Origin of the sequence: Streptomyces sp. NPDC049954, from assembly GCF_040656295.1 — a bacterium.
Taxonomy (GTDB): Bacteria; Actinomycetota; Actinomycetes; order Streptomycetales; family Streptomycetaceae; genus Streptomyces.
Genome location: NZ_JBFALS010000007.1, coordinates 209049 through 221132 on the forward strand (window position 1 = coordinate 209049; position 12084 = coordinate 221132).

A 12084-nucleotide genomic window follows, 5' to 3' on the forward strand; every position below is an offset into this window, starting at 1 on the left:
GTTCCGCTCACCGGCTCACCCGTCCGCCTCTCCCGCCGGTCGCCGGTGCACGGCACTGGCGCTGACGAACCGGACGACGGCCCGGTACTCGCCCGCTCGCGGTGGCCTGCGCCACGAACGGGAGACCACGACCGGCAGTCGGCCGCGGACCAGGGCGTCCTCCGGCAGGCCCACCCCGTACAGCCGGGAGAGCGCCGCGAGGACGGCGGGCAGATCCGGGTCCGCCGCCAGCCCCTCCGGTATGTCGCCCCGCACGTCCAAGGCCGCGGGGTCCTCGCCGAGCACGGGCCGTGAACCGAGCGCGTACGTCTCCGCCCCGTCCACGAAGTGGCGTACGACGTAACCCTGACGGTGCCCGTCCGACCAGATCACGAGGGCGCGGGCGCCGACGGAGAGCGCGGCCGGGAGGTCCCCGTAGTCGTCGGGGTCGGTGAGCGGCGAGCCGGTGGGGTTCTCCTCGGAGGCGAAGCTCCAGCCGTTCGCGCACTCCCCGAGCCGGAACACCGGGCTCTGGTAGGTGTGGCGCAGAGTCCGCGCAACCCGCGGTGTCGTGGGCGGGCCCGGTTCACGGGGAGCGGGCGGGACCTCGTCCTCGTCGTACCCCTCCGTGCGCGGCGCCCCGGGCGGCCCCGGCTCCAGGAGCCGGCGCCCCAGCTCCTCCACCGGGACCCCCTCGGCGAGGACGAGGCGGAGGTTCTGGTTGCCGCGCTCACTGAGCCAGTCGAGGTCGTCGTGCTCCGTGTCCGGCCCGGGAGCGCGGCTGACCGGCAGACCGCCCCGGGGTGTCGACAGCAGGGCGCGGCCCCGCTCCCCGTCGAGCAGCGCACACAGCAGGGAGTCCGCGAGCAGTCCGGCCGGCGCGACGTCGTACGGCTCCTCCGGGATCCAGGCGGGCACCGCCGCGAGCAGCACCCGCCACGCCCGCCGTGTGCGGCCCCGCGCTGCGAGCGCCCGCGCCTCCTCCAGCGCGGCCCCGAAGGCGCCCGGCTCCTCGTGGACGTAGGTGCCCTCGGCGACGGAGGCGAGCACGGCGAGGCCCTGCTCCCGCTCGGACTCGGCCAGCCCCCTCATCAGGAACGCGGCGTCCTGCGGCGAGGCGCCGGGCCGCCCCTCGAAGTAGGAGACGGCCGCGAGAGCGAGTCCGCGTGGACCTGTCCCGGCGGAGTGGGAGTCGTACCCCGGACGGCCGGCCAGCAGTCCCTCCAGCTGCTGACACGCGGGGCCCGCGCCGGGACGCCCGTACGCGTTGGCCTCCCGCAGCGCCGCGAGCGGCCCGTCCACCTCGCCCGCGCGGGCGCGGCGCACGGCCTCCGCCACCGAGGCGTCCAGGCGGCGCGTCGTCTCCGTCTCCACTCCGCTCGCCGCGACCCGTATCCGGTGGAACTCGCGGTACATCTCCTCCATGAAGCGCCCGAAGGAGGCGTGGCGTTCGGGGCCGTCCCGCCAGCTCGCCCACACGTACACCGGCCATTCGCCGTCCGGCCCCGGGTCGCCCGGGTCGAGCAGCACCTCCGTGGCGTCCGACTCCAGGGCCAGTTGCCAGGAACGGCCCCACATGCCGTGCTCCAGCAGGTCCCGCTCGGACGGCTCCTCGGGCAGCAGGTCCGCCCAGCCCTCGGCCTGGTCGTACGGGTCGCCGTACCACTCCACCCCGTCCGCCCCGCTCAGCCGCGAGATGAAACAGCCCGCCTCGCGCCACCCGTCCGACACCTCCAGGAAGCCGCGGAACGACGGGGGCAACGGCAGCCCGATCCGCTGCTCCAGCGCGGCGATCCGGTCCGCGCCCGCCGGGGCGTACCCCAGCCGGGAACCGCCCTCGGGCAGGGCCCGCTCCCGGTCCTCCGGGGCGGTCACGGCCAGCCATTCGGTGTTCCAGCGCTCCAGGAACTCCCGCCAGCCGGGGCCGCCCGGAGCGAGAGCGGCCTGTGTGTGTCCCCCGTGATGCGTCGTCATGCACAGATAGTGACAGGCGGCACTGACAACGTGTTCGGACGGCGAACGGAATGCATTGCTCCGCTTTGAGGAGGTCATGCCAGGGGCCTATTCGCGCACCGCTCTCCCGCCCCGGCCCTCGCCTCCTTATCCTGAGCGACATGGCCGCACCGTCCCCTTACTCCCTCGTCGCCACCGATCTGGACGGCACCCTCCTGCGGGATCAGCGGGACACCGTGACGGAGCGCACCCGGACCGCCCTGCGGCGGGTCGCCGCCGCCGGGGCGCACCACGTCGTCGTGACCGGGAGACCCGCCCCGCAGGTGCGGCCGGTGCTGCACGGCCTCGGCTACCGCGGGCTCGCGGTGTGCGCGCAGGGCGCCCAGGTCTACGACGCGCGGACCGGCAGCCTGCTGCACTCCGTGCGGATGGACCGCTCGCTCGCCGAGGTCGCCCTCGGCAAGATCGAGGCCGAGCTGGGCCAGGTGTTCGCGGGGGTGAACCAGGACGGCGTCGACGGTCTCATGCTCATGGAGCCCGGCTTCGTCACCCCGCCCCCGACGCTGCCCTCCGTACGGGTGCGGGAGCGTTCGGCGCTGTGGGTGCGGCCCATCAGCAAGGTGCTGATCATGCACCCCGGCACGAGCGAGGACGCCCTCGCGACCCTCGCCCGCAACGTCCTCGGAGACCTGGTCAACGTGGTCATGGCGGGCCCCGGGGCGGTCGAGCTGCAACCGACCGGACTGTCCAAGGCCTACGGGCTGGAGCGGGTCGCCGACCGGCTCGGGCTGAGCGGCGCCGACACCCTCGCCTTCGGGGACATGCCGAACGACGTCCCCATGTTCGGCTGGGCCGGACGCGGTGTGGCGATGGCGAACGCCCACCCCGAACTGCGCGCCGTGGCCGACGAGATCACGCTGTCCAACGAGGAGGACGGGGTCGCCGTCGTCCTGGAGCGACTGTTCCCGTAGGAGGCGAGGCCGGGGCCGGGCCGGACCGGCCGACCCCTTCCCCGCCCCCGTCACACCCGCGCGTCGCCCCGCCTCACCCGATCGGGCGAGGCGCGGCTCAGCCCGCCGTACGCGGAATCCTCCGCTCCCATGTGCGGTGGAAGACGACCCCCTCGGTGTCCTCGCACACGACCTCGTCGGTGGTGAGGAAGTCGTCCGCCTCGCAGCGGATCTCGGAGCGGGTCCGCACGCTCACGTCCCACTCCCGCTCCGGGCGGCGCAGGCGGATCGTCCAGTCGGAGCGGGTGTGCGCGCTCAGCGGGTCGCCGTCGGTGATCGTGTACGTCTCCCGTGCGTCCTCCGTGAACTCCAGGCCGTCCGGATAGACACGGGTGCCGCCGTAGCGCGGGTCGACCTCCAGCCGCCAGGTGCCGGCCGCGACATCCCGTACGACGAGGCGTTCGGGGCGCGGCGCCTCGTCGAGGGTCGCCGGGTACACGACGTCCAGCGGAGCGGACTCCTCCGGCGCCTCGAAGGTGACGTGGTCCTGCGTGGCGGCGCGCACCGGGAGTTCCAGCGAACTGCCCTCGGGGTCGAGGGTGAACCCGGCCTCGGAGCCCGGCTGCGGCCAGATCCACGGCCAGTACGCGGAGGAGACGGACAGCCGTACGCGGTGGCCGGGCCGGAAGGCGTGACCGATGCCGTTCAGTTCGAACTCGACGTCGCCCGTGGAACCGGCCGGCCACTCCTCGACGTGGTCCCGGCCGCCCCGCGCGCTCAGGTTGAGCACGCCGCGCGTCACGAGGGTCGAGGCGCCGTCGGGGGCGACGTCGCACAGCCGGGCCACGACCTGCCCGCGCGGCACCGGGCAGGTGATCCGCAGCCGCACGCGGGGGCGGCCGAGGATCTGGAAGCCCTGGCGCACCTCGAAGTCGAAGCAGCCGGACTGGGCGTCCTCGGAGCGCTGGTCGGGCGGCAGGTCGGCGTCGTTGCCGAAGGGGAAGAAACGGCCCGCGTCGACCCCGGTGTGCTGGGCCGAACGGATGGTCACCGGCGCGCCCTGGAAGCCGTAGGCCACCGGTGTGACGTGGGGGGAGGGCCAGGCGGGATCGCCGACCCAGCGGCCCGGCATCTCCTCGTACACGGTGGCCGGCGGATGCGAGTCGCTGATCCAGGAGCGCAGCAGCGGTTCGTCCATCACGCCGGTGTCCTCGCCCTTGAGGTGGTGGTCCCACCAGCGCAGGGTCTCCTGGAGGAAGCCGATCGCGGGGCCCGGCGGCAGACCCCGGTCCGGGTACTGGTGCGACCACGGGCCGATGATGCCGCGCACCTGGTCGTCCGGCAGGTGCTCGACCAGGCGCAGCACGGTGTCCCGGTACGGGTCGTGCCAGCCGCCCACCGCGAGGACGGCGGCGCCGATCGCCGAGTAGTCCTCGCACACGCTGCCGTGGCGCCAGTAGTCGTCGCGGGTCTGGTGGTCGAGCCAGGTGTGGATGAAGGGCTCCACGCCCTCCATCCGGGACCGCCACATCCGCCGCCAGTCCTCGCCCGCGTACTCGGGGTCCGGGGGCCGGGAGACGAACGCGAGCATGGTCGCGGCCCACGCGTGCATGTCGACCGCGAGCACCGAGCCGCCCATGTAGTGGACGTCGTTGTCGTAGCGGTCGTCGGCCGAGCAGACGGTCACGATCGCCTTGAGCGCCTCGGGGGCGAGAGCCGCGATCTGGAGCGAGTTGAAGCCGCCCCAGGAGATCCCGAACATGCCGACCTTGCCGGTGCACCAGGGCTGGGCGGCGAGCCACTCGACGACCGCGACGCCGTCGGCCAGCTCCTGCGCGTCGTACTCGTCGCCGGGCAGCCCCTGGCTGTTGCCGTGCCCGCGCACGTCGACGCGCACGGACGCGTAGCCGTGACCCGCGTACCAGGGATGGCGCTGCCAGTCGCGCGGGGAGGTCCAGTCGGTAAGCCGGTAGGGCAGGTACTCCAGCAGGGCCGGAACAGGCGTGTCGGTGACCGGCCGCCAGATCCGGGCGTAGAGGAGGGTGCCGTCGGGCAGTGGGATGCGCACATCCTCACGGTTCGTCCCGTAAGGGTATTCCGTGCGGATTCTCGGGGTTTTCATGGGGATGACCTCGATGGACGGTGTGGGGGGTGCTGAGTCAGCCTTGACGTGTGCGGCGCTCGGGACGCGCCGCGTGGGGGAGAGGGGTGGCTCAGTGCACGGGATGCATGGTGCGGCGCAGCCAGGGGGCGGCCGCGAGGACGGCGAGGCCGGCGGCCACGGCGATCGCGCCGTTGACGCCGAAGTACGTGGGGTGGGAGACGGATTCGTAGAGCTTCACGGTCTGCGCCTGGATGCCGTTGGCCATGGCCAGCGAGAGGAACCACAGGGCCATGGTCTGGCTCGCGAAGGCCTTCGGGGCGAGCTTGCTGCTCGCCGAGAGCCCCGAGGTCTCCAGCAGGATGTCGCCGAGCCCGAGCAGCAGGTAGGAGCCGACGATCCACCAGGCGCCCATCAGGTAGTCGTCGCCGCTGTGCCCCGAGGTGGGCAGGACCATCAGGAGGAAGGAGAGCCCGCCGAGGACCACCCCGAGGGCGATCTTGTTGGAGGCGTGCGGCTGCCGCCTGCCCATCCGCGTCCAGGTCGCCGCGACCACGGGCGCGAGCGCGACCTCGAAGGCGCCCAGCGCCGAGGTGTACCAGCCGGCCGGGAAGTGGAAGCCGAGGATCTCCGTGCGGGCGTTGGTCGAGGCCAGCAGGATCATCGTCGTGTACGCCTGGAACAGGATGAAGTTGAAGAAGACCGAGGCGAGGAACAGCACGATGTACGGGCGCAGCCGGCCGCGTTCCTCCGCGCTCACCCGGGGGCTGCGGAACATGACCGCGAAGTAGACGACGGGGGCGATCACCGAGATCAGGGTGAGCGCGTCCACGAAGCGGTCCAGGGTCAGCCAGCCCGGCAGCGCCAGCCCCACGGCGAGCGCCGCGACCACGACGATCCCCAGCACGATCAGCCGGACGGCCCGGCGCATCGCGGGCGGCGGCAGTTCGTACTCGGCGCGCGCCTTGCGTCCGGCGAGGTGTCTGCGGCCGAGCACGTACTGGAGGAGGCCGAGCGTCATACCGACGGCGGCCGCCGAGAAACCCCAGTGCCAGCCCTGGTGGTCGCCGAGCCACGCGGTGATCAGCGGCCCGAGGAACGCGCCGATGTTGATGCCCATGTAGTAGAGCGCGAAACCGGCGTCCCTGCGCTCGTCCCGCGTGCTGTACAACTTGCCGACCATGCTGGCGACATTGGGTTTGAGCAGCCCGGTGCCCGCGCTGATCAGCCCGAGCCCCGTCCAGGTCATCGCCGCCGAGGGGACCGACATGGCGTAGTGGCCGAGCGCGATGAGGATGCCGCCCCACAGCACGGCCCGGTACGAGCCGAGGATGCGGTCGGCGAGCCAGCCGCCCGCCACCGAGACGAGATAGACCATCGTCCCGTAGGCCGCCGACACGGAGGCGGCGGACCCCTCGCTCAGCCCCAGGCCGCCGTGGCCCGCGGTGTCCGCGAAGTAGAGGACGAGGATGGCCTGCATGCCGAGGAACGAGAACCGCTCCCAGACCTCCAGGCCGGACAGCGTCAGCAGGCCGCGTGGCTGCCCGAAGAACGCCCGGTCGTCGCCGGGCGGCGGCGAGGGGTCGGACGGTGCGGGCGCGGCACCGCTATCTGATGGTACGGGGGGCAAACTGGCACTCCCAATGCTTCCGGGACTCTTCGGGACTCTTTCCGCTCGTATGAGCTGATCCCGAACATACCGGCGGCGATCGCATACCGCCCGCCCTGGTCGGGCAGGCGCTCTCTGTGATCGAAAGGGGACCGGATACGCTGCCATGAGTGGCAGGAGCGACACATCGACACACCGTGTGATCGTCAGCAGACAGGAGAACCCCTCGTGACCGTCGTCGGGCCGTTCGGGCTGAGCGTGCGGGACCAGGCTCTCGAAGCCGATGTCCAGGCCGGGTTGACGGCTGTCGAGGAGGGCCTCCTGGAGGCCACCAAAAGTGGTGTGTCCTTCATCACCGAGGCCGCCCAGCACCTGGTGCGGGCCGGCGGCAAGAGGTTCCGGCCGCTGCTCGTGATGCTCGCGGCACAGTTCGGGGACCCGGAGGCCCCCGGCGTGGTGCCCTCCGCCGTGGTCGTGGAGCTGACCCATCTCGCGACGCTCTACCACGACGACGTGATGGACGAGGCCGAGGTGCGGCGCGGCGTGGACAGCGCCAACGCCCGCTGGGGCAACTCCGTCGCCGTCCTCACCGGTGACTTCCTCTTCTCCCGGGCCTCCCAGATCCTCGCCGACCTCGGCCCCGAGGCGGTACGCATCCAGGCCGAGGCGTTCGAACGGCTCGTCACCGGGCAGATCCTGGAGACCGCCGGTCCGCGCGACGGCCGGGACCCGGTCGACCACTACCTCGACGTGCTCGGCGGCAAGACCGGTTCGCTGGTCGCCGCCGCCACCCACTTCGGCGCCCTCATGTCGGGCGCCGAGGAGGCCACCGTCCAGATCCTCGCCCAGTACGGGGAGCGGCTCGGCGTCGCCTTCCAGCTCGCCGACGACGTCCTCGACATCGCCTCCGACAGCCACGAGTCCGGCAAGACCCCCGGTACCGACCTGCGCGAGGGCATCGCCACCCTGCCGGTGCTGCGGCTGCGGGAGCGGGCCGCGCGGCTCGGCCTGCCCGAGGACGTCGCGCTGTGCGAACTCCTCGACTCCGACCTCAGCGACGACGCCCGGCTCACCGAGGCGCTGACCCGGCTGCGCGCGCACCCCGCGCTCGACCAGGCCCGCAAGGACACCGTCCGCTACGCCGAGGACGCGCGGGCCAGCCTGCTCCCGCTGCCCGAGGGCCACGCCAAGACGGCCCTGCTCGAACTGTGCGACGCCGTGGTGCACCGCGCCGGCTGAACCCGGACGGGCGTGAGGGCCCCTGAGGACCCCTAAGGGGTGGACGGGGCGCCGCGCCGGGGTAAGCGACCTGAGGACGGTCCGGGGTCATCCCCGCGCAGTACGCGGAATTGTCCCCGGGTCTGACGATTCGCCGGGCCCGATTTGGTCGTATGGACACCACCACTCCTGACCAGTTCGGGTGAGAATGGCGGCGCGGAGTGGGTGAGAGCGCACGAACCGCCGCCGACCACGGAGGTAGGCACACATGGAACCGTACGCATCCGATTCCGGCTCGACGTCCGGCCCGGGCAACGAGCCCACGACCGGGACCGGCGCGGGCCCCGGCAGCAGCGGCCGGACCCGGCCGGTGGCGCGCCGCAAGGCCGCCCGGTACGCCGTCCCCGCGGCGGTCGCCGGGGTCGCGGCGCTGACCGTCGGGCTGGTCCCGGCGCTCGCCGACAGCGGCGACCCCGACCTTCCCGACATCACCGCGCAGCAGCTCGTCGAGAGGATCGCGGCCTCCGACACCGAGCAGCTCTCGGGAACCTTCAAGATCAGCACCGATCTCGGGCTGCCCGGGCTGGGCGGAGCGGGCGGCGCCTCGATCGTCCCCGGCGGCTCCGGGAGCGGATCGTCCCCGGCCGATCCGCAGGCGAAGCTGACCGAGCTGGCGAGCGGTACGCACACGCTGCGGATCGCGGCGGACGGCCCGGACCGGCAGAAGCTCTCCCTCCTGGAGAACGCCGCCGAGTACAGCCTCGTGCACAACGGCGACGAGGCGTGGGCCTACGACAGCGGCAGCAACCAGGCCGTGCGCTTCGCCGTGCCGAAGGACGGACAGGGGCGGCGCGGCGGCGCCGCCGAACACGCCGAGGGCCTGCCCAAGGGCCTGCCGACCACGCCGAAGGAGCTGGCCGAACAGGCCCTGAAGGCCGTGGACGACACGACCTCGGTGACGGTGGACGGCACGGCGCGCGTCGCCGGCCGGGACACCTATCAGCTGCTGGTGCGGCCCAAACAGTCTGGTTCCACGGTCGAGTCCGCGCGGATCGCGGTCGACGCGAAGACCGGGACGCCGCTGAAGTTCACGCTCAACGCGGTCGGCGGCGGCAAACCCGTCGTCAACGCCGGTTTCACGAAGGTCGACTTCGCGAAGCCCGCCGCCTCGGCCTTCGACTTCAGCCCGCCCAAGGGCGCCAAGGTCACCGAGGGCGACCGCCACGACTCCGGTACGTCCGGGAAGCGCGCGCCGGAGAACGCGGCCGGGCCCGAGGGCGTCAAGGTGATCGGCAAGGGCTGGGGAGCCGTCGCCGAACTCTCGCTCCCCGGCGGTCAGGGGCTGCCGCAGTCCGGCTCCGGCGAGGTGCCGCCCGAGGCCGGGCAGCTCCTCAACAGCTTCGGCAAGCAGGTCAAGGGCTCCTTCGGCACCGGCACGGTCTTCTCAACGCGCCTGGTGAACGCCCTGATCACGGACGACGGCAAGGTCTACGCCGGAGCGGTCGACAAGGACGCGCTGGTCAAGGCGGCCGAGTCGGCCAAGTCGGCCGAGTAGCCGAGCCGGCCCGGAGGGGCGGCAGGCAGGACACGCAGGACACGCGGGAGCGGACGGGACGGGAGCGGGTACCTGGTGGTGCGCACCTCGGGGTCCGGTCCGGTCATCGAGACGGCCGGGCTCACCAAGCGGTTCCGGGACGGCCGGCTCGCCGTCGACGGGCTCGACCTGCGGGTCCCGGCCGGCAGCGTCTTCGGCTTCCTCGGGCCCAACGGCTCGGGCAAGACCACGACCATCCGGATGCTGCTTGGCCTCGTCGAGCCCACCTCGGGAGGGGCCCGCGTCCTCGGTGAGGAGATGCCGGGCGCGGCCCGTTCCGTCCTGCCGCACGTCGGCGCGCTCATCGAGGGGCCCGCGCTGTACGGCTTCCTGTCCGGGCGCGACAACCTGCGGCGTTTCGACGCGGCCGATCCCACCACCGACCCCCGCACCCGCGAGGAACGGGTGGGCGCGGCGCTCGACCGGGTCGGGCTCGGCGCCGTCGCGGGCCGCAGGGCGCGGGCGTACTCGCTCGGCATGAAGCAGCGGCTCGGGCTCGCGTCCGCGCTGCTGCGGCCCCGGTCCCTCCTCGTCCTCGACGAGCCGACCAACGGGCTCGATCCGCAGGGGATGCGCGAGATCAGGGGCCTCGTCCGCGAACTCGCCTCGGACGGCACGACGGTGTTCCTCTCCTCGCACCTGCTGGACGAGATCGAGCAGCTGTGCGGGCACGTCGCCGTCATGTCCCGGGGCCGTCTGCTCGCCCAGGGCGCCGTCGCCGACCTGCTGGGTGCCGCCCGCGGCCGGCTCACCGTGACCACCCCGGACCCGGCGGACGCGGCCCGCGTCCTGACCGGGCGGGGCGTCAGGGACGTACGGGCCGAGGGTGACCGGGTGTCCGGCGAACCGCCCGCCGACGCCGACCCCGCCGACCTCAACGCGGCGCTGGTCGCCGCCGGGGTACGGGTCCGCGGCTTCGGCGAGTCCCGGGTCTCCCTGGAGGAGACCTTCGTGGCGCTGACCGGGGAGGGCTTCGATGTCGCGGGCTGAGCCGACGGCGCGCGGGCCGCGCGGAGACGGGGCGGCGGACCCTGCCGGGGACCCGGCCGCCACGTCCCCGGCGCCGGTGCCGGGGCCACCGGGAGCTTCAGGGTCTCCGGCCGCTCCGGCTGACTCCGCGGCTCCGGCTGCCTCGGCCGCTCCGGCTGCCTCGGCCCTGGGGCCCGCCGCGTTCCCCGGGCCGTCCTCCCGGCACCCGTTCCGGACTCTCGGGCTGTTCGCCGACGAGTTGCGGACGACGTTCCGGCGGCGGCGCACCCTCGCGCTGCTCGCGGTTCTGGCGGCGGTCCCGGTCCTCGTCGGCATCGCGGTGCGCGTCGAGACCGGCGACGGCGGCCGGGCCGGCGGCGCGGGCGCGGGGCCCGCGTTCATGGCGCAGATCACCAACAACGGGCTGTTCCTGGTCTTCACCGCGCTCGCCGCGACCTTGCCCGTTTTCCTGCCGATGGCCGTAGGCGTCGTCGCCGGGGACGCGATCGCGGGGGAGGCGTCCGCCGGGACCCTGCGCTACCTGCTGGTCGCCCCCGTCGGACGGCCCCGGCTGCTGCTCACCAAGTACGCGACCGTGCTCACGTTCTGCCTGGTCGCGACGCTCGTCGTGGCGGTCTCCGCGCTCGCGACCGGCGCCGCGCTGTTCCCGCTGGGCGAGCTGACCACGATCTCCGGGACCCGGATCGGCTTCGGCGAGGGGCTGTGGCGCGCGCTGCTGATCGCGTGCGTCGTGGCGCTCTCCCTGGTGGGCGTCGCGGCGCTCGGCCTGTTCGTCTCGACGCTCACGAACAGCGGGATCGCGGCGATGGCCACCACCGTGGGGCTCGTGGTCACGGTGCAGATCCTCGACGCGATCCCGCAGCTCTCCGCCTTCCAGCCGTACTTCTTCTCGCACTACTGGCTGTCCTTCGCCGACCTCATGCGGGAACCCGTCCTGTGGGACGGCGTCGTACGCGACCTCGGGCTCCAGGCCCTGTACGCGGCCGTACTCGGCTCGGCCGCGTGGGCGAGGTTCACCACGAAGGACGTCACCGTCTAGACCGGTGGGTGGTCCGGGCGGGGGCCGGGGCCCCCGCCCGGGAGCCGGTACGCGAGCGCCTCACGCCACGCACAGCTCGTTGCCCTCCGGGTCCCGCATGACGACGTGGGTGCCCTGGGGCTCCTCCACCCGGCGTACGAACGTCGCGCCCAGCTCCGTCAGTCGTACGACCTCCGCCTCGCGGGCCTCGGGCCCCGGATGCAGGTCGAGGTGGAGGCGGTTCTTGCCCTGCTTCGGCTCGGGGACCCGCAGGAACAGCAGCCGGCGTCCGAGCCCCGTCCCCGTACCGTCCTGGACCGGGTCCTCGGGGTGGCGTACGGCGGCGACGTCCCGGAACGCGTGGTGCCCGCGCACCTGGACGGTCTGCTCCTCGGGCAGGGCTCCGGCGGCGAGCAGACCGCCGATCAGCACGCTGTGGTCCTCGACCAGGTAGCCGAGGGCCGCCGCCCAGAACTCCGCCTGGGCGAGCGGATCGGACGCGTCGATCACGACCTTCCAGTGCACGGGTGCCACGGCCTGCGGCGGTCGGTCCTGGCTGTCTGCCTGAGGTGATGTCATGCCTGCCGGTTGTACTGGGTGCGGGGGAGGCGGGCAACCAGCCGCGCGGGGCCGGGGACCGCTTTTCCCATCTACCCAAGTGGAGCGGGCCAT

Annotated in this window: 9 protein-coding genes; 5 read left to right on the top strand and 4 right to left on the bottom strand. The window is 73.3% G+C overall.

The genetic code is table 11. The annotated features are described in order from the left end of the window. Nucleotides 1–15 precede the first annotated feature (15 nt). Nucleotides 16–1953 carry an SMI1/KNR4 family protein gene (locus AB0J21_RS17865; RefSeq protein WP_363146933.1) on the bottom strand — a complete coding sequence of 646 codons (1938 nt, stop codon included), beginning with the start codon at nt 1951–1953 and terminating at the stop codon, nt 16–18. A 140-nt stretch (nt 1954–2093) separates the two neighbouring features. On the opposite strand from AB0J21_RS17865, the gene AB0J21_RS17870 reads away from it, so the two are divergent. Then, nucleotides 2094–2903: an HAD family hydrolase gene (locus AB0J21_RS17870; protein ID WP_363146934.1), complete on the top strand. Its 810-nt coding sequence runs from the start codon at nt 2094–2096 to the stop codon at nt 2901–2903. A 97-nt stretch (nt 2904–3000) separates the two neighbouring features. On the opposite strand, the gene AB0J21_RS17875 is transcribed toward AB0J21_RS17870, so the two are convergent. Together AB0J21_RS17875 and AB0J21_RS17880 are read right to left on the bottom strand one after the other, a co-directional pair. Continuing rightward, nucleotides 3001–5004: a CocE/NonD family hydrolase gene (locus AB0J21_RS17875; protein ID WP_363146935.1), complete on the bottom strand. Its 2004-nt coding sequence runs from the start codon at nt 5002–5004 to the stop codon at nt 3001–3003. A 91-nt stretch (nt 5005–5095) separates the two neighbouring features. Beyond that, on the bottom strand, nt 5096–6760 hold the full coding sequence (locus AB0J21_RS17880; protein ID WP_363146936.1) for a peptide MFS transporter: 1665 nt from the start codon (nt 6758–6760) through the stop codon (nt 5096–5098). Between the two features lie 60 nt (nt 6761–6820). On the opposite strand from AB0J21_RS17880, the gene AB0J21_RS17885 reads away from it, so the two are divergent. The 4 genes from AB0J21_RS17885 (at nt 6821) to AB0J21_RS17900 (ending at nt 11433) form a co-directional block, all read left to right on the top strand. Further along, complete coding sequence (locus AB0J21_RS17885; RefSeq protein ID WP_363146937.1) at nt 6821–7831, top strand: polyprenyl synthetase family protein; 1011 nt, start codon at nt 6821–6823, stop codon at nt 7829–7831. A 247-nt stretch (nt 7832–8078) separates the two neighbouring features. After that, a complete protein-coding gene (locus tag AB0J21_RS17890; protein ID WP_363146938.1) occupies nt 8079–9365 on the top strand; it encodes a DUF2092 domain-containing protein in 1287 nt (428 codons plus the stop codon). Between the two features lie 78 nt (nt 9366–9443). Further along, nucleotides 9444–10394 (top strand): ABC transporter ATP-binding protein, encoded by a 951-nt coding sequence (locus tag AB0J21_RS17895; protein WP_363147223.1) that lies wholly within the window; start codon nt 9444–9446, stop codon nt 10392–10394. After that, nucleotides 10381–11433 carry an ABC transporter permease gene (locus tag AB0J21_RS17900; RefSeq protein WP_363146939.1) on the top strand — a complete coding sequence of 351 codons (1053 nt, stop codon included), beginning with the start codon at nt 10381–10383 and terminating at the stop codon, nt 11431–11433. Before AB0J21_RS17895 ends, AB0J21_RS17900 begins: the two co-directional genes overlap by 14 nt. Nucleotides 11434–11493: 60 nt before the next feature. Here AB0J21_RS17900 and AB0J21_RS17905 read toward each other — a convergent pair whose 3' ends face one another. Further along, on the bottom strand, nt 11494–11991 hold the full coding sequence (locus AB0J21_RS17905) for a VOC family protein (protein WP_363146940.1): 498 nt from the start codon (nt 11989–11991) through the stop codon (nt 11494–11496). Nucleotides 11992–12084: the final 93 nt, after the last annotated feature.